At 72.7% G+C, this 22,622-nt stretch carries 19 protein-coding genes; 11 read left to right on the plus strand and 8 right to left on the minus strand.

Going from position 1 to position 22,622, the window contains the following annotated elements:
* Nucleotides 1-329 precede the first annotated feature (329 nt).
* Together JW613_RS23960 and JW613_RS23965 are read right to left on the minus strand one after the other, a co-directional pair.
* Complete coding sequence (locus tag JW613_RS23960) at nucleotides 330-2,201, minus strand: PucR family transcriptional regulator (protein ID WP_209213012.1); 1,872 nt, start codon at nucleotides 2,199-2,201, stop codon at nucleotides 330-332.
* Between the two features lie 72 nt (nucleotides 2,202-2,273).
* Complete coding sequence (locus tag JW613_RS23965; RefSeq protein WP_209213013.1) at nucleotides 2,274-5,123, minus strand: SpoIIE family protein phosphatase; 2,850 nt, start codon at nucleotides 5,121-5,123, stop codon at nucleotides 2,274-2,276.
* A 183-nt stretch (nucleotides 5,124-5,306) separates the two neighbouring features.
* Here JW613_RS23965 and yhfZ point away from each other — a divergent pair, with 183 nt between their 5' ends.
* The 10 genes from yhfZ to JW613_RS24015 all read left to right on the plus strand — a co-directional run bounded on the left by yhfZ (nucleotide 5,307) and on the right by JW613_RS24015 (nucleotide 14,949).
* Nucleotides 5,307-6,251 (plus strand): GntR family transcriptional regulator YhfZ, encoded by a 945-nt coding sequence (yhfZ, locus tag JW613_RS23970; RefSeq protein WP_209213014.1) that lies wholly within the window; start codon nucleotides 5,307-5,309, stop codon nucleotides 6,249-6,251.
* Nucleotides 6,252-6,357: 106 nt separating this feature from the next.
* The gene (locus JW613_RS23975) at nucleotides 6,358-6,732 is read left to right on the plus strand and encodes a PRD domain-containing protein (protein ID WP_209213015.1); all 375 of its coding nucleotides are present in this window, start codon (nucleotides 6,358-6,360) and stop codon (nucleotides 6,730-6,732) included.
* 117 nt (nucleotides 6,733-6,849) lie between these two features.
* The gene (locus JW613_RS23980; protein ID WP_099884874.1) at nucleotides 6,850-7,206 is read left to right on the plus strand and encodes a DUF2620 domain-containing protein; all 357 of its coding nucleotides are present in this window, start codon (nucleotides 6,850-6,852) and stop codon (nucleotides 7,204-7,206) included.
* 52 nt (nucleotides 7,207-7,258) lie between these two features.
* Nucleotides 7,259-8,617, plus strand: a complete 1,359-nt coding sequence (locus tag JW613_RS23985; protein WP_209213073.1) for a YhfT family protein — start codon at nucleotides 7,259-7,261, stop codon at nucleotides 8,615-8,617.
* A 47-nt stretch (nucleotides 8,618-8,664) separates the two neighbouring features.
* Entirely contained in the window at nucleotides 8,665-9,654 is a 990-nt protein-coding gene (locus tag JW613_RS23990) for a phosphotriesterase family protein (RefSeq protein ID WP_209213016.1), read from the plus strand.
* Nucleotide 9,655: 1 nt separating this feature from the next.
* Nucleotides 9,656-10,882: an aminotransferase class V-fold PLP-dependent enzyme gene (locus JW613_RS23995; RefSeq protein WP_245226185.1), complete on the plus strand. Its 1,227-nt coding sequence runs from the start codon at nucleotides 9,656-9,658 to the stop codon at nucleotides 10,880-10,882.
* A 1-nt stretch (nucleotide 10,883) separates the two neighbouring features.
* Nucleotides 10,884-12,047 (plus strand): alanine racemase, encoded by a 1,164-nt coding sequence (locus tag JW613_RS24000; protein WP_209213017.1) that lies wholly within the window; start codon nucleotides 10,884-10,886, stop codon nucleotides 12,045-12,047.
* Nucleotides 12,048-12,106: 59 nt separating this feature from the next.
* Nucleotides 12,107-13,390: a phosphopentomutase gene (locus tag JW613_RS24005; RefSeq protein ID WP_209213074.1), complete on the plus strand. Its 1,284-nt coding sequence runs from the start codon at nucleotides 12,107-12,109 to the stop codon at nucleotides 13,388-13,390.
* A 46-nt stretch (nucleotides 13,391-13,436) separates the two neighbouring features.
* Entirely contained in the window at nucleotides 13,437-14,270 is an 834-nt protein-coding gene (locus JW613_RS24010) for an aldo/keto reductase (protein ID WP_209213018.1), read from the plus strand.
* 73 nt (nucleotides 14,271-14,343) lie between these two features.
* Nucleotides 14,344-14,949, plus strand: coding sequence for a DUF4291 domain-containing protein (locus tag JW613_RS24015; RefSeq protein WP_209213075.1), 606 nt, complete (start codon nucleotides 14,344-14,346; stop codon nucleotides 14,947-14,949).
* 50 nt (nucleotides 14,950-14,999) lie between these two features.
* On the opposite strand, the gene JW613_RS24020 is transcribed toward JW613_RS24015, so the two are convergent.
* The 3 genes from JW613_RS24020 to JW613_RS24030 are packed head-to-tail and all read right to left on the minus strand — an operon-like array spanning nucleotide 15,000 to nucleotide 17,350.
* Nucleotides 15,000-16,064: an MASE1 domain-containing protein gene (locus tag JW613_RS24020; protein ID WP_307866016.1), complete on the minus strand. Its 1,065-nt coding sequence runs from the start codon at nucleotides 16,062-16,064 to the stop codon at nucleotides 15,000-15,002.
* 7 nt (nucleotides 16,065-16,071) lie between these two features.
* On the minus strand, nucleotides 16,072-16,944 hold the full coding sequence (locus JW613_RS24025; RefSeq protein ID WP_209213020.1) for a PP2C family protein-serine/threonine phosphatase: 873 nt from the start codon (nucleotides 16,942-16,944) through the stop codon (nucleotides 16,072-16,074).
* Between the two features lies 1 nt (nucleotide 16,945).
* Nucleotides 16,946-17,350, minus strand: a complete 405-nt coding sequence (locus JW613_RS24030; protein ID WP_209213021.1) for a hypothetical protein — start codon at nucleotides 17,348-17,350, stop codon at nucleotides 16,946-16,948.
* A 165-nt stretch (nucleotides 17,351-17,515) separates the two neighbouring features.
* Between JW613_RS24030 and JW613_RS24035 the strand changes: the two genes are divergently transcribed.
* Nucleotides 17,516-18,484 (plus strand): DUF5954 family protein, encoded by a 969-nt coding sequence (locus tag JW613_RS24035; protein WP_209213022.1) that lies wholly within the window; start codon nucleotides 17,516-17,518, stop codon nucleotides 18,482-18,484.
* Between the two features lie 3 nt (nucleotides 18,485-18,487).
* On the opposite strand, the gene JW613_RS24040 is transcribed toward JW613_RS24035, so the two are convergent.
* The 3 genes from JW613_RS24040 to JW613_RS24050 form a co-directional block, all read right to left on the minus strand.
* Nucleotides 18,488-19,933 (minus strand): amino acid permease, encoded by a 1,446-nt coding sequence (locus tag JW613_RS24040; protein ID WP_209213023.1) that lies wholly within the window; start codon nucleotides 19,931-19,933, stop codon nucleotides 18,488-18,490.
* Between the two features lie 192 nt (nucleotides 19,934-20,125).
* The gene (gene argF / locus JW613_RS24045) at nucleotides 20,126-21,136 is read right to left on the minus strand and encodes an ornithine carbamoyltransferase (RefSeq protein WP_209213024.1); all 1,011 of its coding nucleotides are present in this window, start codon (nucleotides 21,134-21,136) and stop codon (nucleotides 20,126-20,128) included.
* Between the two features lie 62 nt (nucleotides 21,137-21,198).
* A complete protein-coding gene (locus JW613_RS24050; protein ID WP_209213025.1) occupies nucleotides 21,199-22,467 on the minus strand; it encodes an arginine deiminase in 1,269 nt (422 codons plus the stop codon).
* Between the last annotated feature and the right edge of the window lie 155 nt (nucleotides 22,468-22,622).

A 22,622-nucleotide genomic window follows, 5' to 3' on the forward strand; every position in this document is an offset into this window, starting at 1 on the left:
GCGGGCCCGCACCGTCGGGCCCGACGGTGCGGGGCCGATGGTCGAGGGATCGGGACCGAGGGATCGGGATCTCGGATCGGGACCAGTCGAACCCGTCCACTCTGCGCCCCGGGAGTGTGCCCTGTCTGCGGCGGATGGGCCGAAGCTGCGGCCGGGGTCATGGGGTCTGGCACAACGGGTCGACGGCGCACAGGCCGGCATTGTCCTGTCGCACCACAGGGAGGGCCGACAGTGGTGCGACAGGACAACGCTTCCGCTCGGGTGGCACCGCCGGGTCCCGTGCGGGGGCACCGGTTCCTTGCGGGGTCGCAACGACGCTTCGGCGCGGCTCATGCCGACGGGCCGTCGGGGCGCTGCCCCGCGGGGTAGCGGCCTGCTGCGCGCAGCCCCAACTCGGCCAGCAGCCGCACGTCGGGGTCGTCCAGTTCGAGCCCGAAGTGGCTGCGCAGTCGGCGCAGCCGGTAGCGCAGGGTGTTGGGGTGGATGCCCAGCTGTCGTGCGGTGCCGGCCACGTCCCCGAAGCTGCTGAGGTAGGCGGAGAGCGTCTGCGCCAGGTCGGTGCGGTGCTGCTGGTCGTATGCCAGCAGCTCCCGTACCGGACCGTCCACCTGGGGCGTCAGTTCGGCGACGGCCCGCACGGCCCGCAGGGCGTCCAGCGCCGCCCGTACGTCCGTCTCGTCGGCGACCTCCAGCGGCCCCGGCCCGCCGTCGCCCCGACCGCCTTCGGGCGCCGCCCGGCTGCCGCCGTACCCCGCGCGCGCCGACTGCTCCCGCAGAACCTGCAGGACGAGATGGGCGCAGGCACGGGATGCGGGCGCCTGTGCCGGGCCGGACTCGGGCGTGCCGATCGCCACCAGGGGGCGGGCGCCCGCCTCGCGCACCGCGGTGGCCAACTGCAGCGCCAGCCGCCGGGCGCGTCCGGAGACGGCAGGGGGCTCGTCCTCCGGGAGGGGCAGCAGTACGTCCAGCCGGTTGTCGGCGCGCAGGGTATAGCCGGCCGGCTGGTGGGCGGTCACCTGGAGCGCGGCCATCCGCAGCGCCCTGTCCCGCGCCGTCCCGTCCCCGTCCTGTCCTGGCCCGGTCCCTTCGGCGGCGACGGACAGCACGACGCAGGGCGTTCCCGGAGTGAATCCGAGCGTCGCGGCGGCGGCGCGGGTCTCCCCGGTGCCGTCCAGCAGCGCCCGTACTGCCCGGCGGCGGCGGGTCGAGCCGTTCTGGGTGCGCAACCGGTGGTGCAGCAGATGCGGCGCGGCGGTGCGCGCCGCCTCCCGCAGGGCCTGCCGGGCTTCGGGCCGCAACGGGCTGCCGTCGGCGGCCGCCCAGAGGGAGCCGAGGACCTCGTCACCCGCGCGTACCGCGATGGCCAGCCGCTCGGAGAACCGCTCCTCGGCGGGGCGGTGCACCACGTCGTCCGTCGACCACAGGGTGCGCAGAAACCCGCTGGCGGCCAGTTCCGCCAGCCGCCACCGGGGCACCTGCTGACCGAGGATCGTCTGCCGGCGCAGCGGGTCGGCGCCGTGCTCGGTCGGTGAGAAGGCCAGCACCCGCGAGTCCGGGTCCTCGATGGTGATGGCTCCGCCGACCAGTTCGGAGAAGGCCCGCGCCAGTGCGGACAGGTCACCGAGCGGTACGTCGGTGGGGGACTCCGTGCGGAGCGGGCCGCCGCCGTAGGCGAGCCCTGCCCGCAGCATGCCGATCAGCTCGGTCCACTCGATCCACGGCGCCCTGGTCAGCAGCGCGGTGGCGGTCTCCTCGGCGACCTCCAGCAGCCGCCGCGACGGCCCGCTCGCCCCGCGCCGTACGACGACGGTGACGGCGCCTGCCCGCGCGGCCGACCGCAGGACCAGCGGGGCGACGTCGGAGGAGTCGTCCACCCCGGCCGCGATCAGCACCTGCCCCTGGGCCGCGAGCGTCTCTCCGGAGTCGAACACTCCCACCCCGCGCACGGGGACACCGGTACCGCGGGGGGCCCGCACGACCTCCAGCGCCTCGCCCGCGCCGGTCGCCAGCAGGCTCGCCAGCGTGGGAGAGGCCTGCTGCGGCTCTGCCGCGGGGGCTGTGTGTGAGAAGGCGGCGGAGGCGGAGGCCGCAGTGGCCGCCGGGCCGCACGGTGCGCCCGGGCCGTCCGGAGAGCCGGGGGCCGCCGTGTCCGCAGCTGCCGCGGCGGCGTGCGGGCCGTGCGACGGGGTGGAGCTAGGCATGGCTCAAGTGTGGCCCAGCACCCGGAGGGGACGGGGCGGCGGTGCCAGGAGTCCGGCGGGGCCCCAGCGGCGTCACAGGGGCTCGTCCCACTGGTCGAGAAGGCTGTCGGTGTCCTCGGTGGGGCCGGTCGCCTCGCTGTGCAGGTTCTGCTCGGTCCACATCACCTTGCCGTGCGGCGTGTAACGCGTTCCCCAGCGCTCGGCGAGCTGTGCGACCAGGAACAGCCCGCGCCCGCCCTCCTCGGTGGCTGCCGCGCGGCGCAGATGGGGCGAGGTGCTGCTGCCGTCGGCGACCTCGCAGGTGAGGCAGGACTGGTACAGCAGTCGGACCCGGATGGGTTCGCTGCCGTAGCGGATGGCGTTGGTGACCAGTTCACTGAGGATCAGCTCCGTGGTGAAGGACTCACCCTCCAGCCCCCACTCGGACAGTTTCCGGCTGACCTGGGCGCGCAGTGGTGCCACGGCACCGGAGTCGGCGGGTACGTCCCACTGTGCGACGCGGTCGGGGTCGAGCAGCCGGGCGCGGGCCGCCAGCAGCGCGACGTCGTCACTGGGCTCGGTGGTCAGCAGGGTGTCGAGCACGGCGCGGCAGGTGTCCTCCGGCGATCTGCCGGGGTGGCCGGTCAGCGCCTGGTGCAGAAGGGCCAGGCCGTCGTCGATGTCGCGTTCGCGGTCCTCCACCAGGCCGTCCGTGAACAGGACGAGCTGGCTGTCGCGGGGCAGCCGCAGTTCGGCCGTCTCGAACGGTGCGCCGCCCAGGCCGAGCGGCAGTCCTACGGGCACGTCCGGGTACTCGACGGTGCCGTCGGGGAGCACCAGTGCGGGCCCGGGGTGGCCTGCCCGCGCCATGGTGCAGCGGCCGGAGACCGAGTCGTAGACCGCGTACAGACAGGTGGCTCCGGTGACGATCGCGCCGTTGCCCTCTGCCGTTTGGTCCTGGTCGATCCTGTCGACCAGTTCGTCCAGGTGCGCCAGCAGCTCTTCTGGTGCCAGGTCGAGGGAGGAGAAGTTGAGCACTGCTGTGCGCAGCCGGCCCATCGTCGCCGCGGCGTGCAGGCCGTGCCCCACCACGTCGCCCACCACGAGCGCCACCCGGGCGCCGGGCAGCGGGATGACGTCGAACCAGTCCCCGCCCACCCCCGCCCTGGTGGGCCGGTAGCGCGACGCCACCTCCAGGGCATCCTGTTGGGGCAGACCGCGCGGCAGCAGACTGCGCTGCAGGGTGACGGCCATGGCGTTCTCGCGGGTGTAGCGGCGCGCGTTGTCGATGCTGACCGCGGCGCGTGCCGTCAGCTCCTCGGCGAAGGCCAGGTCCTCCTCGCCGTAGGGCTCACTGTCTTCGGTACGCCAGAAGTCGACGGTGCCCAGCACCACACCGCGTGCCCGCAGCGGGGTGCTGATCAGTGAGCGGATGCCGTACTCCAGGGCCTGCCGACCGTGTTCGGGGTGGTGGGCCAGCCAGTCGTGCGCCTCCCGCAGGTCGGTCAGCAGAACCGCCTGTCCGCTCTCCTCCGCTGCCTCGCCGGGCACCGTCTCGACGGTCCGGACGACCTCCCCCACCGGGAGCAGGGGCGCGTCGTCGCGGACACCGCTCATGGCCGTGCGGCGCATGTCGGTGCGGGCGGCCGAAGGCTCCTCACCGCGCAGCACCGGGTCCAGCAGTTCCACGGTGGCGAATTCGGCGAACCGGGGCACGGCCACCTCGGTCAGCTCCTCGGCGGTGCGCACCACGTCCAGCGTGGTGCCGACCCGCACCCCGGCCTCGTACAGCAGCCGCAGCCGCTCCCGAGCCCCTTCCGCGCGGCCTTCCAGCGCGTGCAGCTCGGTGCTGTCCCGCAGGGTGGCCACCCGGCCCGGCGGGCCCTCCCCGCCGCGGGTCGAGCGGACGTTGACGGACAGCAGCCGTCCCTTGGCCAGGTGCACCTCGTCCGAGGCGGTGCGGCCCGAGGCCAGCAGTGCTGCCATGCCCGCACCCAGGCCGACCTCGTCGACGCGGCGTCCCTCCACCTTCTCGGGCAGTTCCAGCAGCCGCCGGGCCTCCTGGTTGACGAGGACCAGCCGGCCGGCGTCGTCCAGGATGAGCACCCCTTCCCGGACGGCGTGCAGCACCGCGTCGTGGTGCTCGTACATGCGGGTCATCTCTTCGGGCCCCAGGCCGTGGGTCTGGCGCCGCAGCCGCCTGCTCACCAGTGCGGAGCTTCCGGAGGCGAGGACGAGTGCGCCCGCGGAAGACATGAGCAGCACGGGCAGCTGATTCTTCACCCCTTCGTTGACCTGCGAGATCGGCACCCCGGTGGACACCAGCCCGGCGAGACTGCCGTCCGCGCGGGTGACGGGGGCCACGGAGACCATGGTCTCGCCCGTGGTCGCCTTGAAGATCCTGTTGGAGGAGCGGCCCTCGCGGGCGGCCTCGACGATGTCCTTGAAGGGCCCGATGACGTGTTTGCCGATCAGGTCGGGGTCGGGTGCCGCGACGCGGATTCCGTTCGGCTTCCAGACGACCACGTAGGAGACATCGGTCGCCTTGCGTACCGCCTCGGCACGGGGCTGGAGTACCGCGGTCGGGTTCGGCCGGTCCAGGGCGGCCACCACGTCCGGTGCCTGCGCGAAGGTCTCGGCGACGGCGAGGGATTCCTGCTTGGCCTGGCGGTTGCTGTCCCACCGGGCGTGCAGGACGAAGGCCACCACGACGGCGATCATGAGCAGCACGATGACCGTCACCTGAAGGACGAAGACCTCCCCCGCGACGGTGCGGGGCCCGAAGGGGAACCGGAGGCGGCGCCGGCGGGGCGGCGGCTGTTCGCTGTCCGGAGCAGCGGGCGTTTCCTCGTCCCCGGGACCTTCCTCGGAGCGCGCGGAGGCGGGCGGCACCCGGCGGTGCCGTTCGCGCCGAGCCGACCGGCGCCAGAAAAGTCCGCGCATGACCCTTTTCTAGCAGTTCCCGGCGTTGCGAGCCTCCGTCGACTCGGGCGTCCGCCCCCGGAAAGCCCCGGGCTTCCGCCCGCCCGCGCCTGACCGGGAAGCAGCGGGGCGGGCACGGAGGGGCGGAGGGGAGCCGGAGCAGGGGTCTTGTCAAAAATCCAGGATTCTGTTTACTGTTCCTTCGTGAACGGTTACGACGAGCGGTTCCTGACCCGCAACGGCCTGGCGGCCCGCCAGCTCGCGCTCCTCCTGCTGGAGTACGAGCCGGAGACGCGGCTGCCCCGCGTGCGGGATTTCGCCGAGGAGCTGGGGTGCGGCAACGGCACCGTCCAGGCCGCGCTGCGGCTGCTGGAGGAGGCCGGGGCGATCGAGACCGCCGCGCGCGGTCATCTGGGGACGTTCCTCATCCGGTCGGACCGCTCGATCCTGTGGCGGCTCTCGGGGCTGGGTACGCTGCTCGCCGCCATGCCGCTGCCCTACTCCCGCCGCTACGAGGGGCTGGCCACCGGCCTGCGGGCCGCTTTCGACGACGCGGGGACGCCCTTCGCCATCACCTTCATGCGCGGCGCGGGCAGCCGGGCCACGGCGCTGCTGGAGGGCAAGGCCGACCTGGTCGTCCTGTCCCGCTTCGCCGCCGACCGGCTGATCGAGGAGTATCCGGAGGACCTGTCGCTGGTGGTCGACCTCGGCCCCACCACCTACGTCGGCGCCCACGGGGTGCTGTTGCGCGAAGGCGGCTCGCTGGACGCACCGGACCTGCGCGTCGCGGTCGACCACGCCTCGGAGGATCAGCGGATGCTCGCCGAGCGGGCGTTCGCCGACCGGGACGACGTCGAGTGGATCGAGTGCTCGTACATGCAACTGCCCGATCTGCTGGCGCAGAACAGGGCGGACGCCACCGTCTGGAACCTGGACGAGGTGCAGGGCCGGATCGACGCGGGCATCGACGTGCTGCCGCTGGGCGACGAGATAACGCGAGACCTGTCGCTGCGGAACTCCAGCGCGGCGGTCATCGGAAGAGCCGAGAGCGTCGCCGCGCTGCACGCCATACGGGACGCCATCGACCCCGAACGGGTGACAAAGCTGCAGTCCGCGGTCGTACGGGGAGAACGCATGCCCTCGTACTGACCCGGCACTCCCTCCGCAGCGCACGGGGGTCGCGCCCGGCCAGGACGGGCTCGGGCTGCCACGAGAATCCAGTATCCAGCTTTCTGTCGCCGCCGAGGAGAACGCCGTGGACGACCAGCTCGCACTCCGAATCCAGCTCTTCCGCGAGGGCGGCCAAGTCCGCCCCGAGGTCGTCGACTTCGTGACGGCCGAGCTGGCCGCGCTCGCCGACGAGGGTGCTCCGGTCACCGAGGAGACGGCGGGCATGCTGACGAGCCATCTGATGATGGCCCTCACCCGGCTGCTCGACGGCGAGCCCATCGAGCAGTTCCAGACCGACGAACAGATCGCGGCGGAGCTGGCCGACCACCCGGCGGCCGTCGAACGGGCGCGCCGCGTCGCCGCCCGAGCCGAGAAGGAACTGGGGGCCGCGTTGCCGGGCTCGGAGGTCAACTTCATGGCCATGCATCTGGCAGTCCTCGCCCAGCGCGTCTCCGGCTGACCCGCCGCCCGTCGTCCCCCTCCCGGATCTCCCACCCCCGCAGACCGTCCCGTACCCCGATACCCGGGCCAGGCCTCAACCCCCGGGCCCCGCAGCACAGATAAGAGGCAACAAGCCATGACGAAAATCCTCACCGGCGGAGTCGGCAAGACCGAGGTCGCGAATGCCGTCAAGGCGCTCGGTCTCGACGGCGTCGACGTCGCCGTCTCCAGCGACATGGATGCCGCGATGAAGCTCCGCTCCGGCCAGGCCGACTACTTCCTGGGGACCTGCCACACCGGTGCGGGCGCCTCCCTCGGCGTCCTCGTCGGCCTCCTCGGGCAGCCCGCCTGCCACACCTTCGGCCGCTCGGTGCCGACCGAGGACGAGGTCGCCGCGCTGCTGGCCGAGGGCAAGAAGGTCTTCGGCTTCTCCATGGACCAGATCGAGACCATCGCCCCCCTGCTCGCCCGCGCCGTCGCCGCGCGTGCCTGACCGGGTGCCGGCGCAGACACCCCGGGCGTGAAGGAGCGACCCCGTGAGTACCGTGAGCACCCCCGGCTGGCAACTGGCCGCAGACGCCGGGCTGGACTTCTCGCTGCCGCAGCAGCTGACCGTCATCCTCCTGTGCGCGCTGACCGCGTTCATCTCGCACATGGCGCTGGCCGTCTTCAACGACGGAGTGCGCCCGTTCATGCTGGACTTCATCCACGGGCGTACCACCCGCTCGGCCACCACGGCGGTCTCCTTCGGGCTGTCCGCCGGCTTCATCTTCGGGCTCGGCGCGCCGATGGCGCTCTCCTCCGGTGTCCTCAATCCGTGGCTGCTCTTCCTGCCCACCGACATCCTGGGCCTGCTGGCGCCGAAGAAGTGGCTGGCGCCGCTGCTGGGCGCCGGGTGGGGCGCGGTGGTCGTCTTCGGGCTCAACGGCGCCAATGAAGTGGCGCACGACCTGCCCGTCGACTTCCTGACAGCCATGCAGCAGATGTCGACGCCGATCCTCTTCCTGTTCACGCTCTTCCCGGTGCTGGCCATCACCAAGCAGTTCGGCCGCGCCTGGGGCGGGGCGGCGGGCGTGCTGGAACTCGCCCTCGTCGTGCTGACGATGAAGCTGTGGCCGGACATGTTCGCCGGTGCCCTCGCCATGGCCGTGGGTGTGCTGCTGCTGATCGGCCTCGCCGTCCGGCGGGACTTGGCGCAGCGCAAGGCCGACCGGGCGGACGAGGCCGCGTCGGGGACTGCTGCCCAGGGGCCGCCCGAGGACGACCCGATGGCGTCGCTGTTCTCCACCAGCGCTGCCCGACTGCGCCGCTATCTGCCGCTGTTCATGGTGCTCGGCGCAGGCGTGTGCATGCTCGCCCAGATGCACATATTCGGCGGCGGGGAGGCCACCAGCTTCCTGATAGCCAAGGGCAACATCTCAGAGGCCGCTCAGGTCGACTTCTACCGCTTCTTCGGCTTCATCCCGCTGATCGCGACGACGGCGCTGGCCTCCGGCGCCTACGGCATCGCCGGTTTCACGATCGTCTACCCGATCGGCTATCTGATGCCGAACCCGGTACTGGCGGCGATAGCCGGAGCCGCCGTCTTCGCCATCGAGGTCATGGCCCTGTCCTCCATCGGCAAGGTGCTCGGCAAGCTGCCCAGCGTCCGCGACTCGTCCGAGCATCTGCGCAGCGCCATCACCGACAGCCTCCACCTGGCCATCCTCTTCGGCTCGCTGATGGCGGCCAACGCGATGGGCGCCGGCCTCGGCATCCTCGTCGTGGGTGGGCTCTATCTGCTCAACGAGGCGATGGGCCGCCCGGTGGTCCGGATGGCGGCCGCCCCCGCCGCTGTGATCGTCGGCGGTGTCCTGCTCAACGTCCTCTACTGGCTCGACCTGTTCACCCCCGTCAAGGGCTGATCCCACCCCGTCGGCGCCGAGGCCGCGCTGCCACCAGGAAGGCCCACATGAGTACCACCGCCACCCCCCACAACTCCGCACCACTGCTGCACACCGTTGCGGGCCCGCTGTCCGCCGCGTCCGTGACCGGCCCCGCCCTCACCCACGAGCACCTGGTCCTCGACCTGGACCTCAAGGGCGACGGCGCCGCCGTCCTCGACGCGCGGCGGCACGGCCCGGCGGTCGGCCGCGAGCTCGCCGAGCTGCGCGAGGAGTTCGGGCTCTGCCTCGTCGTCGAGCAGACCTGCCGGGGCATGGGCCGCGATCCGGGCGCGCTCGCCCGGATCGCGGAGGAGAGCGGGGTGGCCGTGGTCGCCGCGACCGGGTGGTACTACGAGCCGTTCCACCCGGCGGCCGACCTGGCCGGCGCCTCCGTCGAACAACTCACCGCCACCCTTGTGGGGGAGATCCGCGACGGGATCGCCGGCCCTGACGGCAGACCGACCGGGATCCGTCCCGGTGTGCTCGGCGAGGTGGGCAGCCACGGTGAGGTTCCCAGCGAGCCGGAGGCCCGCTCGCTGCGGGCCGCCGCCCGGGCGGCCACCGCCACCGGCCTGTCCGTGGCCACCCACGCCCAGCTCGGCCACGGCGGACTCGCCCAGCTCGACGTGCTGACCGGGGCCGGGCTCGCCCCGCACCGGATCTGCGTCGGACACCAGGACCTCCTCGCCGCCCCGGCCGTCCACCGGCGGCTCGCCGAGGAGGGCGCCTACGTCGCCTTCGACACCGTCGGCAAGGAGAGCTATCAGAGCGACGAGACGCGGCTGCGGCTGCTCCTCGCGTTCCTGGAGGCCGGGCACGCCGACCGGGCGCTGCTCAGCTGCGACATCTCCCGTCACGGCTATCTGCGTACCGAGGGCGGCCAGGGCTACGGCCATCTGTTCCGCTCCTTCCTGCCCGCCGCTCGCGCCGCGGGGGTGGACGACGACCTGATCGATCTGATGACCCGGCGCAACCCGTTGCGCTTTTTGACCGGCGCGAGTCCCGAGGAGATCTGAGATGGCCGAGACGGCAGCCACCCCATCCGCCGGCCCCGGTCCGGTGCCCCCGCCGCTGCCCCGCACGTTCCCGCTGGCCACCGTCCCGGTGGAGGAGGCGGTCACGCGCCAGTTCCGGCTGCTGGAGGCCACCGCCGCGCACTTCACCGGGCCGGAGCTGTTCGCCGCCGACTCCGGAGTGGTGCCCGGAATCGGGCGGCCACGGACCACCGCGGGCGTCGAGGCGGTGCTGGCCGCCTACTTCGGCGCCGAGGACGCCGCGCTCGTGCAGGGCGCGGGCACCGGCGCGATCCGGGCCGCGCTCGGCGCCGCGGTGGGGCCGGGCGAGCCGCTGCTCATCCACCGGGCGCCCGTCTACCGCACCACCGCCGTCACCCTGCGCGGGCTCGGCGTCGAGACGGTCCCCGTCGATTTCAACGACCTCGACGCGCTGCGGGAAGCGCTGGCCTCCGGCCGCTTCAGCTGGGCGTATGTCCAGCACACCCGGCAGCGCCTCGCCGACTCCTACGATCCGGGTCAGGTGCTGGCCGCCTGCCGCGCGGCCGGGGTCCGCACGCTCGTCGACGACAACTACGCCGTCTTCCGGGTGCCCGCCTCCGGTGTCGAACTGGGCGCGGACGCCTCCTGCTTCTCGCTGTTCAAGCTGCACGGTCCGGAGGGTGTCGGCGCCGTCGTCGGGGCGGGCGACCTGGTCGCCCGGGTGCATGCCGACAACTACTCCGGCGGCGGCCAGGTCCAGGGCCACCAGGCGCTCGACGCGCTGCGCGCGCTCACGCATGTGCCGGTGCTGTGGGCCGTGCAGTCCCGCGTGGGCGCCGAGGTCGCCGAACGCCTGGCCGCCGGAGAGGTGCCCGGGGTCGCCGACGTACGGATCGCCAACGCGCAGGACAGATGTCTGCTCGTCCAGCTCGACGCACCCGTCGCCGGGCGCCTTCCCGAGGTGGCCGCCCGGTTCGGTGCCGCGCCCTATCCGGTGGGTTCCAACTCCCGGTACGAGATCGCGCCACTCTTCTACCGCATGTCCAGCTCGGCTCTGGACGACGCGCCGGAGCTGGCCGACTGGGTGGTCCGTATCAATCCGATGCGCGCCGGTGCCGAGCTGGTTCTCGACATTCTGCGCCGCTCCCTGGAGGCGATCGGCGACGAGCCGTCCGCGCAATCGGCGCCGCACCGCGCGGCAGCACCGCAGTACCGCACAGAAACACCAGAGCACCGCACAAAGGACTGACGTGTTCCTCGACAGCCTCCTCGCCCGCAATCCGGAGCTGGCCGACACCGCGGCCGACCTCCACCGGCGCGGCGAGATCCCACCCGACACCTACGTCATGGACCTGGACGCCGTCGCGGAGAACGCCACCCTCCTCGCGGACGAGGCCGAACGGCTCGGCCTGTCCCTCTGGTTCGTCGTCAAGCAGTTCGGCCGCAACCCGGAGCTGATCCGGGCCGTCTCCCACGCCATCCCCGCCTTCGCCGCGATCGACCCCGCCGAGGCCCGTACGCTGCACGCCGCCGGCGCCCGGGCCGGCAATCTGGGCCACCTGGTGCAAATCCCGCACCGTGCGCTGCCCGAGATGCTCAGCTGGCGGCCGGAGGCCGTCACGGTCTTCGATCCGGCCAACGCGCGCGCCGTCTCGGCGGCGGCCCAGCGTCTCGGCTTCGTCCAGGACGTGCTGGTCCGGCTCGAAGGCGCGGCCGGGGTGGTCTACCCGGGGCAGGAGGGCGGCGTCCCGCTGTCCGCTCTGGACGCGTTCGCCGAGGAGGCCGAACGGCTCCCGGGCATCAGGATCGCGGGCGTCACCGCGTTCCCCTGCGTGCTGTGCGACCCGGAGACCGGCGCTCCGACCCCCACCCCCACCTTCGACCTGGCCGTCGAGGCCCGCGAGCTGCTGGCCGCGCGCGGACACCGGGATCTCAAGCTCAGCGCCCCCAGCGCCACCTCCATGGCCAGCCTGCCGCTGCTCGCCCGGCTCGGCGCCACCCACGGCGAGCCCGGCCACGCGCTGACCGGTACCACCCCGCTGCACGCACGCGACACCGGTCAGCCCGAGCGGCCCGCGTACGTGTATGTGACGGAGGTCGCGCACACCCTGGCGGACGGGCGTCCCGCGGTGTTCGGCGGCGGGTTCTACCCCCGTGCGCGGATCGACTCCGCGCTGCTGCCCCGCACCGGACAACGTCTGGATGTGCAGGACGCGCCGCCCGAGAACATCGACTACTACCGGCTGCTGGCCGCACCCGAGGCAGGCGGCCCGGTGCGTGCCGGAGACACGGCGCTGCTGGCCTTCCGTACGCAGATCTTCGTGACCCGCTCCACGGTCGCGGTGGTGGCCGGAATCGCGTCCGGCAGGCCGCGGTTGGCCGGGCTCTACGACACCCAGGGGAGGGCGCTGTGACCGCGGCGGCGTATGGAGCGCCGGAGGGGGCGCACGGCGCGCGGGAGGACGAGCGCGGCGTGCCTCAGGAAGCCCCGGGGCGGCCGGAAGAGGGCACCGACGCACCGAACGGCCGGGGGCGGACCGTCATCGTCGTCGTCGACGGGTTCGGTATCGGCGCGATGCCGGACGCCGGGGCGCTGCGTCCCGGCGACGCCGCCGCCGACACCTGCGGCCATGTGCTCGACCACGCCCGCGAGGCGTTCGGACGGCCGCTGCGGCTGCCGGTGCTGGGCGCGCTGGGCCTCGGGCTGGTCCATCCGCACCGCGACCTCGCCCGCCGTACCCGGCTGCCGGTCGCGGCGGGCCGGGCGGCGCTCGGCTACCCGGGTGCCGACACGTTCGCCGGCCACCAGACGATGATGGGCGCGGACTTCAGCCGGGTGACGGTCGCCCGTCTCGGCGACCACCTGGCTCAGGTCACGGCTGCGCTGCGCGCGGCGGGTCACCGGGTCGAGCTCCTGGACGGCAGGCCGCTGCTGCTGGTCGACGGCGGTGTGCTCGTGCACGACAACCTGGAGGCGGATCCCGGCATCAACTGGAACGCCTCGGCCCGGCTGGAAGACCTCGGCTTCGACGGCATCCTGGCCGTCGCCCAAACGGTGCGGGCGGTGGCGCCCGTCGCGCGGGTCATCGCGGTCGGCGGCCACGCCGACGGACCGCTGCGCGGATTCGTCCGCGAGGGCGACGGTGGAACGGTCGGCCTGGACACTCCGGCGAGCGGGTTCTACCGGCACGACGGCCTCCAGGTGCAGCATCTGGGCGTGGAGTCGGACCACACCCGGCAGCTTCCCGAACTGGCGGCGCGGGCCGGGATCCCGGTGACGCTCGTCGGCAAGGCCGCGGACATCCTGGCGTGCGAGGCGGCCGTCCGCCGTCCCGCGGTGCCCACGGCCGACGTCCTCGCCCACACCATGGAGGCGGTGCGCGCCGGGGGCGAGTCGCTGGTCGTCGCCAATGTGCAGGAGAGCGATCTGGCGGGCCATCAGCGGGACCCGGAGCGGTACGCCCGCATCCTGGAGCAGGTCGACGCGGGGCTGGCCGCGCTGGTCGCGCTGCTGGACCGGCCCGGTGACCGCCTGGTCGTCACCGGCGACCACGGCAACGATCCGACGATCGGGCACGCCTACCACACCCGCGAGTACGTGCCCGTGCTCATCCTCCGTCCCGGGGTACCCGGGGTGGAACTGCTGCCGGACGCCGCAAGCCTCGCGGATGTGGGCGCCACGGCCGCCGTGGCGCTGGGGCTCGACCCCGCGGGCCTCGCCAACGGCAGGCGGATACCGAACGGCGTCCCGGCCTGAGCGATCATGAGGGGGAGCCGGCAAGTCGCCTTCCCAGGAAAGGACCGTGAACGTCGTGCGCACAGTGAACCTCCCCGCCGGTACCCCCGTCCCGGCCCTCGGCCAGGGCACCTGGCACATGGGTGACGATCCCTCCCGGCGGGCCGAGGAGTTGGACGCGCTGCGCACCGGTATCGATCTGGGCATGACGCTCATCGACACGGCCGAGATGTACGGCAGCGGTGCCGCCGAGGAACTGGTCGGCGAGGCCGTCGAAGGCCGAAGGGACGAGGTGTTCCTCGTGAGCAAGGTGCTGCCCTCCAACGCGGACCGGCACGGCACCGTCGAAGCCTGCCGGGCGAGCCTGCGCCGACTGCGCACCGACCACATCGATCTGTATCTGCTGCACTGGCGCGGGGGCGTCCCGCTGGCGGAGACGGTCGAGGCGCTGGAAGGCCTGGTCCGGGCGGGCGACATCCGCCACTGGGGCGTGAGCAACCTGGACACCGACGACCTGGCCGACCTGCCCGAAGGCGCGGTGCCCGCCACCGACCAGATCCTCTACAACCTCTCCCGGCGCGGCCCCGAGTTCGATCTGCTGCCCCGCTGCCGCGAGCTGTCGGTGCCCGTGATGGCCTACTCGCCCGTGGAGCAGGGACGGCTGCTGGACCACCCGGCGCTGCGCTCGGTCGCCGATGCGCACGGCGCCACTCCCGCGCAGGTGGCGCTGGCCTGGGTGCTGCGGCACGACGATGTCGTCGCGATCCCGAAGGCGTCCTCACGCGGCCACGTCGAGGAGAACCGGGCGGCGGCCGACCTGCGCCTCACCGACGAGGACCGTGCCACGCTGGACGAGGCGTTCCCGCCGCCCACCCGCAAGCGCCCGCTGGAGATCCTCTGACGGGCTGTGCGACGGTGCCAGAGGCGTCCCCGGCGCCGTAAATCGCTGGCAGGTGCGGTCGGCTGCGGCGACCCTGGATGTCGTGTCGGAAGAACCCAAGTACCGAATACGGGCCGCGCACACGGCGTCCACGGTCACCGTCTACCAGGCGTACGCGCCCCGGATCGGGCTGCCCGCGGTCCGCGAGGGACGGTTCCCGGCGGAGTGGAAGCGCGATCGGATGACGTGGATCAAGCCGTCCTTCCTGTGGATGATGTACCGCTGCGGCTGGGCCACCAAGCCGGACCAGGAGACGGTCCTCGCCGTGGAGATCACCCGCGAGGGCTTCGAGTGGGCACTGCGCCATGCCTGCCTGTCGCACTACGACGCCGAACGGCACGCCGACCGCACACAGTGGCAGCGGCAGCTGCGTCAGGCGCCGGCCCGGGTGCAGTGGGACCCCGAACGCGACCTGCAGCTGCGTCCGCTGCCGTACCGCTCCCTCCAGCTGGGTCTGGCGGGTGAGGCGGCGCGCCGGTACGCCGACGAGTGGACGGTCTCCCTCACCGACGTCACCCCGCTCGCCCGCCGGGTGCACGCTGCCGTACGGGAAGGCGCGTTGGACACCGCCCGCGCCCTGCTGCCCGCCGAACCTCCCTATCCGGCAGGCCCGGAGCTGATCGGCCATCTGGCCGGGTGACAAAGGGGGCGACAGCAGAGCTGACAGCGGACATCGTCGGCGACCGGCCCCTAGCCCTGGCGTTGCCCCGTACGGCCGCCCGCGGGGAAGGAACGGGGGCCACGGCCCTGGGGAGCGAGGACTTCGACCATTTCGGCGAGGTCGTCGCAGGCGGCGGCGATCCTGCGGTGGGTGTTGTGCTTCTCGGCGGTGACGGCGGCCAGCAGCAGCGTGGTCAGTGCGGCGGAGCCGTTGAGGGCCTGGAGGGTGACCATGTCCGTGATGAGGTCCTGCCGGGCGAAGACCCCGGTCCGGTCGGTCGCGGCCCCGGTCGCGGCGATCGCGAGGATGGTCGTACTCACCGCGCTGCCCACCAGCCGGAACCGCAGTGCGGCCCACACCAGCAGCGGGAAGACCAGGAACAGCAGGTCGATCGGTGCCCGGGTCACCACGACGGCGACCGCCACCGTCGCCGCACCCAGTCCCACCGCCTCCGTGGCCTGCAGCCAGCTGCGCGGCCGGCCCAGCTTGGGCAGGGACAGCAGCAGCGGGGTGACGACCAGTACGCCCACCGCGTCGCCGGCCCACCAGGCCGACCAGACCGGCCAGAACTCCGGCAGTCGGATGTTGTTGCCCGCGACCAGCATCAGACAGCCCGCGGTCGCGCTCACCGCCATGCCGAGGAACGCTCCGAGGAAGACCAGGCTCACCCCGTCCCTGAGCCGGTCGACCTGCTCGCGGAAGCCCACGCGGCGCAGCAGGACACACGCCAGGAGCGGGCCGAGCGTGCTGCCCGCGACCGAACCCAGCGCCGTCCAGCTCAGCGGCCCCATGGTGAGGAGCACCAGCAGCGCACCGAGGGCCACCCCCGGCCACACCCGCAGGCCGAAGAAGAGCAGACCGGCGACGGCGATACCGGTCGGTGGCCAGAACGGGGTGACGATCGCCCCCTCTACCGCGACCTTCCACAGCAGGCCGAGCCTGCCGCCCGCGTAGTAGCACAGGGCGAGGACGACGAGGCGCAGCAGATACGCCGCGAACAGCCTCCCCCTGATGCCGCCCGGCCACCGCTGGGCGGCATCGGGTGCAGAGGAGGGTCCCGGTGTCCGGTTTGGCGTCGTCTCGCTGGGTGCCACCTGTTCATCAGACAACGCCCGGCGCCGCACCGGCCGTCTGACACGCCTCCGGCCCTTCATAGCTGAGCACCAGCACAGCGGCGTCATCGGTGTGCCCGGTCTGCTCCGCCACCTCCATGACGCGGTCCGCGAGCACCTCGGGGTCGTCGCGGACGCCGTCGTGCAGCACTTGTGCCACCTGCTGCAGGCCCTCCTCCAGGGGGAACCGGGGCCCCTCCACGACTCCGTCGGTCAGCAGCGCCAGTGCGCCGGGCCGGGTGAAGCGGTATTCGGTGACCATGTAGCTCTGGCCCGGCATGACGGCCAGCGGCAGGCCGATCTCCTCCGGGGGATGGTCGATGACCCCGTACACTCCGTCGGCCCGCGCCCAGACCGCGCCCGTGTGCCCGGCACGCGCGGTGTGCACGCTCCAGGTGCGCGGGTCGAAGCGCAGGAAGATGCAGGTGGCGAAGAGCGGATTGTCCGTCGCGACGAGCAGCTCGTTCGCGGAGTGGAGGATCTCGCCCGGGTCGGTGGTGCCCATGGCGGCCACCGCGCGCAGTGCGATCCGCACCTGGCCCATGTAGGCGGCGGCCTCCACGTCGTGCCCCTGCACATCGCCCACGGAGAAGCCGAGGGTCCCGTCGGACAGCAGGAAGCCGTCGTACCAGTCGCCTCCGATGTCCAGGCCGTTGCGTGCCGGCGCGTAGCGGGCCGCGACGCGCAGTCCCGGTGCGGTCGGCAGGGTGGAGGGGAGCATTCCGCGCTGCAGGGCCTCTGCCAGCTCGACCCGGGCGCGCTGGACCTCGACCTCCTCACGGACCCTGGCGGTGAGCCGCCCGAGCTGCGAGAGCAGATCGTCGGCGCTCGCCGGCCGCGCATGACGGTGCCGACCACCCATGTCATGAGCGTAGCCGCGGGCCGCCGTCACCGCCCGGCGAGCGCGTCCGGTCCGCACACAGCGCCGCCACCGACAGCGCGCCCCAGCCCACGGAGACGGCGACCGCCTTGGCGCGGGCGGCCCTGGGCAGCGTGGCGCCGAGCAGTACGGCGTCGCCCAGGTCCGCCGCGATCCGCAGCCAGGCGGCGGTGGTCAGCGCGGGGCCTTCGGGCGCCAGTACGAGAGCCAGCCCCCCTGCCGCGTCCCGCCAGGCCAGCGGGCGCAGCGAGGTACGGGTGGCCTCGGCGGTCCGCCCGGCCTCGTCCACCAGCCCGGAGGGCCTGGCCAGCAGCTGGGGACGGGCGGCGACGACGACTCCGTAGCAGGCCGTCACCGCGCCCACGGCCCGTAGCACTCCCACGCGCATCCGATCTCACCCGTCCTCTCGCTCCGCCCCGCGCCTGTTGCGCCGCTCTCGTCCCCTACCGCAGTGCCCTGGGCACCGACACGCGAACCGCGGCACGGAGGGGCGCGGCGCGGGAGTATCGCGAACTCGCCCCGTACATACGGTAGTCGTGCGCATACTTGCCGCATGCGGGGAGAGCGTGACGGGGCGGGTGACACGGCGGACCGCGTACGGTCCTGCCGGACGATCAGGGTGGCTCCTGTGGTGGAGCCGGTGGCGGCCATGGCGGACGAGGAGGCGTGGTCGGCGCGGCAACGCTATCCCGTGCTGATGGGCTTTCGCCCGGTCTTCGGCCCGGCCAGGGAGCGCACCGAGGAGGAGGGAGGCGGCTGGCAGCTGCTGTCGTACTTCGGCTCGCCCACCCCGGGCGCCCGCGCCGGGCTCGGCTCGCACCTCCGACGCCGCGCCCAGGAGGCGGAGGAGGCGGGCGACGGGGAGACCCGCACCGCCTGCCGGGCGGCTGCCGAGCGCCTCGACCGGGAAGCGCCAGACGAGTTGACCGTACTCGGTGAGCGCCACCGGATCGTACGCGCCCAGAACGTCGTCCGCTCCGGGCCCGAGGGCCCCGAACCGCCGCGTCCCTCCGACCCCGACCCGGTGCAGCCCGGCGCCACCGGTCGGCTGCCCGACCGCACCGAGGGGTTCGTCCTGGACGCGGCAGCCCCCACCGGCCCCTCCGAGGGAGTCCTCAAGGCGGAGTTGCTGGCCCTCGTCCACTGCGAGGGCGACGAGCCCCGGGTCCGCGAGGACGCGCGGCGGGCCGCCGTCACCCATCCGGGGGGCGTGCTGCTGCCGCCCGCCTTCCTCTTCGCCGAGGAGGAGGGCGGTGCCTGGCGTGCGGAGACCGGCGACAGCGGCACCCCGCAGGAGGCCCGCGACGCCCTCACCATGCTGCTGCGGGTGCCGACCCCCGCGACGAGGGGCCTGGACGAGGGGTCCTGTGCCCTCTACAAGGAGGCCGCCGACCGGCTCGACGCCGAGCGCGGCATCGAACTGTGCTTCGCGGGGCGCCGGCTGCGGCTCGTTCGCGTGGAACGGTTGATCCGGATCGGCCCCGACGGTCCGGAGGGCCCGCGCCCCGGCGACGATGCGTAGGACCTACCGGACCGAAGAGGTGGCAGCCTCCGCCGGGCCGGCCTCCGCGTCGCGGGCCAGCCGCGAACGCGGGCGCCCGTAGAGCGCGTACAGCAGGGCTCCGACCGCCAGGAAGACCGCGAACTGGACCCAGGTCACCAGCGGCAGTCCGCACATCAGATACAGGCTGAAGGCCACGCCCAGCAGTGGTGCCACCGGGTAGAGCGGCACCCGGAACCTGCGCTGCAGCCCGGGGTGGGAGCGGCGCAGGGCCGGTACGCAGATGTTCACCACGGCCATGACCGCCAGCGTGCCGATCACCGTCATGTCCAGCACCACGTCCAGCGGTACCACGGCGGCCGGGACGGCGAAGACGACCGCGACGATCCAGGTGTTGGCGACGGGGGTGGAGGTCTTCGGCGAGACCCGCTCGAACACCCGTGGCACCAGCCCGTCCCGCGACATGGACAGCAGGATGCGGGTCTGCCCGTACATCACCGCCAGCACCACCGAGGCGATGGCCACGACAGCACCCAGCGCGATCACGGTCGAGCCGATACCCGAGCCGGTGGCGCGGTCGACGATCAGCGAGAGGGCGGCGGGCTTGCCGCCGACCTGCTCCCAGGGCATGGCGCCGATCGCGGCGACCGACACCAGGCAGTAGAGCAGCGCCACACAGCCGATGGTCACCAGGATGGCCAGCGGAATGTTCTTGCGTGGGTTCTTGACCTCCTCACCGGCGGTGGAGATCGCGTCGAAGCCGATGAAGGAGAAGAAGGCCAGCGAGGCACCGGCCCCGATGCCGCCGATGCCCTCGGGAGCGAAGGGCGTCAGGTTTCCCGCGTCGTAGGCGGTCAGCGCGATGGCGCAGAAGAGCACCAGGATGCCGACCTTGATCACCGCCATCACGGCCGTGGCGCGTGCGCTCTCCCGCACACCGCGCACCAGCAGTACGGCGGCGAGCAGCATCACCACGACGGCGGGCACGTTGACGACCCCGCCGTGTCCGGGCGCCTGGGCGAGGGCGGCGGGGATACGCCAGCCGACGGTGTTGTCCAGCAGTTCGTTGAGGTACTGCCCCCATCCGATGGCGACCGCGGAGACGGAGACCCCGTACTCCAGCAGCAGGCACCAGCCCACCAGAAACGCCGCGCGCTCCCCGAGGGAGGCGTACGTGTAGGAGTAGGAGCTGCCCGAGACCGGGATGGCGCCGCCCAGCTCCGCGAACGAGAAGGCGGTGAAGACGCAGGTCAGCGCGGCCAGGATGAAGGAGATGAGGACGGCGGGCCCGGCTTCGGCCACGGTGTCGGACAGGCCGACGAAGATACCGGTGCCGACGATCGCGCCGATGCCGAAGCACACCAGCTGGAACGGGCCGAGGGTGCGCTTGAGGCCGTGTCCCTCCAGATCGGCGCCGGATTCGGCGACCAGCAGATCGGGGGACTTCAGACGCAGGCCGGTGCGGGGCATGGGACTTCCAGGGCGGTGCTGGGGTGTGCACAGGGGTGGCGTGCACACGCGGACGTGCACGGGGGACACATGGGAAGGGCCCGGGCGGTGGCCCGGACCCTTCGAGGTTGCGTCCATCGTAACGGCGGATTCTGCATGATCCCGCGCTCCTCCGTATGACTATGCACACACGGCGGGGCGGGCGGCGCGGCCTCAGCCCAGCGTCGCCACCATGACGGCCTTGATCGTGTGCAGCCGGTTCTCGGCCTGGTCGAAGACGACCGAGTGCTCCGACTCGAACACCTCGTCGGTGACCTCCAGGGAGGTCAGCCCGTGCCGCTCGTGGATCTCCCGGGCCACGGACGTGCCCAGGTCGTGGAAGGCGGGCAGGCAGTGCAGAAAGCGCACCTGCGGGTTCCCGGTCGCCCGCAGCACGTCCATGGTCACCGCGTACGGCCTCAGCAGTGCGATCCGCTCGTCCCAGACCTCCTTGGGCTCGCCCATCGAGACCCACACGTCCGTGGTGAGGAAGTCCGCGCCGTGCACGCCCTCCGCCACGTCCTCGGTCAGTGTGAGCCGCGCGCCGGTGCGCTCGGCCAGCTCCCGTGCCCGCGCCGTCACCGACTCCTCGGGCCACAGCGAGCGCGGCGCCACGATACGCACGTCCATCCCCAGCAGCGCGCCGGTGACCAGGTAGGAGTTGCCCATGTTGTTGCGCGCGTCGCCCAGGTAGGCGTACGCGAGCTCGGCCGGAGCCCGCCCCGGCGCCCCCGGTGCGTGCTCGGTCATGGTGAGCACGTCGGCGAGCATCTGGGTGGGGTGCCACTCGTCGGTCAGCCCGTTGTAGACGGGCACCCCGGCGTGTGCGGCCAGCTCCTCGACGACCTCCTGTCCGCTGCCTCGGTACTGGATCCCGTCGAACATCCGGCCCAGTACCCGCGCGGTGTCCTTCACGGACTCCTTCGCGCCCAGGTGCGAGCCGGTGGGGTCGAGATAGGTGGTGCGCGCCCCCTGGTCGGCGGCGGCGACCTCGAACGCGCAGCGCGTGCGGGTGGAGGCCTTCTCGAAGATCAGCGCGATATGGCGCCCCGGCAGCCGTGGGCGCTCGGCACCCGCCCGCTTCTCGGCCTTCAACTCGGCCGCGAGCGAGACCAGGCCGCGGAACTCCTCCGCTGTGAAGTCCAGCTCTTTGAGGAAGTGGCGGCCTGTGAGGTCTGCTGCCATGAGGGCTCCTAGCTGCACGCGCTGACGATTGCGGCCGCAATTGTATACGGTCACCGGAATTCCTATACGACCGGGTCGCGCTCCACCGGGCAGCTCATACAGCGCGGCCCGCCACGCCCCCGCCCCAGCTCGCCACCGGGGATCTCCACCACCTCGACACCCTGCCGCCGCAGATGGGTGTTGGTCGTCACGTTCCGGTCGTACGCCAGCACCACACCGGGCTCGACGGCCAGCACGTTGCACCCGTCGTCCCACTGCTCCCGCTCCGCCGAGCGCACGTCCTGCGTCGGCGTCAGCACCCGGATCCGGTCCAGCCCCAGCGCGGCGGCGATGGCGCGGTGCATATGTTCGGGCGCGTGGTCGGAGACCTTCAGCTCGGACAGGCCCGAGCCCGGCTCGATCGTGTAGGAGCGGAGCATGCCCAGGCCCTCGTACTGGGTGAAGGTCTCCCCGTCGACCATCGTCAGCACCGTGTCCAGATGCATGAAGGCGCGGCGCTTGGGCATGTCGAGCGCCACGATCGAGCGCGCCGAGCCCTGCGCGAACAGCCCGTGGGCCAGCGTCTCGACGGCCTGCGGGGTGGTCCGCTCACTCATCCCGACCAGCACGGCGCCGTTGCCCAGCACCAGCACGTCGCCGCCCTCGATGGTGGCGGGGTACGCCGACTGGCCGCCCGCCCAGGTGTGGAAGCCCCCGCCCGCCCCACCCTCCCCGGAGGTGCTCCCGCCCCCCTCGGAGGTGGTGAAGAGCGGATGGTGCCGGTAGACGGCTTCGAAGTGGACGGTCTCGCGCTGCCGCGCCGGCCACCGCATCGCGTTGATGCACACCCCGTCGTAGACCCAGGCGGAGGTGTCGCGGGTGAAGATGTGGTTCGGCAGCGGGGCGAGCAGGAAGTCGTCCGGGTCCATCACATGGAAGCGCACGGAGGCCGGTTCGGCGCAGCGCTCCAGGTACTCCCGCTTGGTCATGCCCCCGATCAGCGCCTCGGCCAGCTCAGCCGTCGGCAGCCGGTCGAAGGAGTCCCGCAGATGGTCGGTGGCCAGCAGGCCGTACTCCTTCTCGTCGAAGACCCGGTCCAGGACGAGGGCCCGGGCCGCGGGCACATCGAGCACCTCCGCGAGCAGTCGGCCGAACAGGTGCACCTCGACGCCGAGTTCGCGCAGGGTGTCGGCGAACGCGTCATGTTCTTCGAGGGCCCGGCGCACCCACAGCACGTCGTCGAAGAGGAGGTCGTCCTTGTTGGTCGGGGTGAGCCTCTTCAGTTCGAGCCCCGGCCGGTGCACGATGACGCGGCGCAGCCGCCCGGTCTCGGAGTCGACATGGAATCCCATGCGGCAATCCTCGCGGAGCGTCAGTCGCTTTGCGAGGACGCCCGCGATTTACGGGGTTTGCGGGGAGGGGGTGCCCCGGGCGGTTGTTCCCGGTCTGCGGGTCGGTTTGTGGCTTGGGGGTACCCCCAAGCCTCCGGCCGGGGTACCCCCACCCG

The sequence above is a fragment of the Streptomyces smyrnaeus genome (genome assembly GCF_017676345.1).
Classification (GTDB): domain Bacteria; phylum Actinomycetota; class Actinomycetes; order Streptomycetales; family Streptomycetaceae; genus Streptomyces; species Streptomyces smyrnaeus.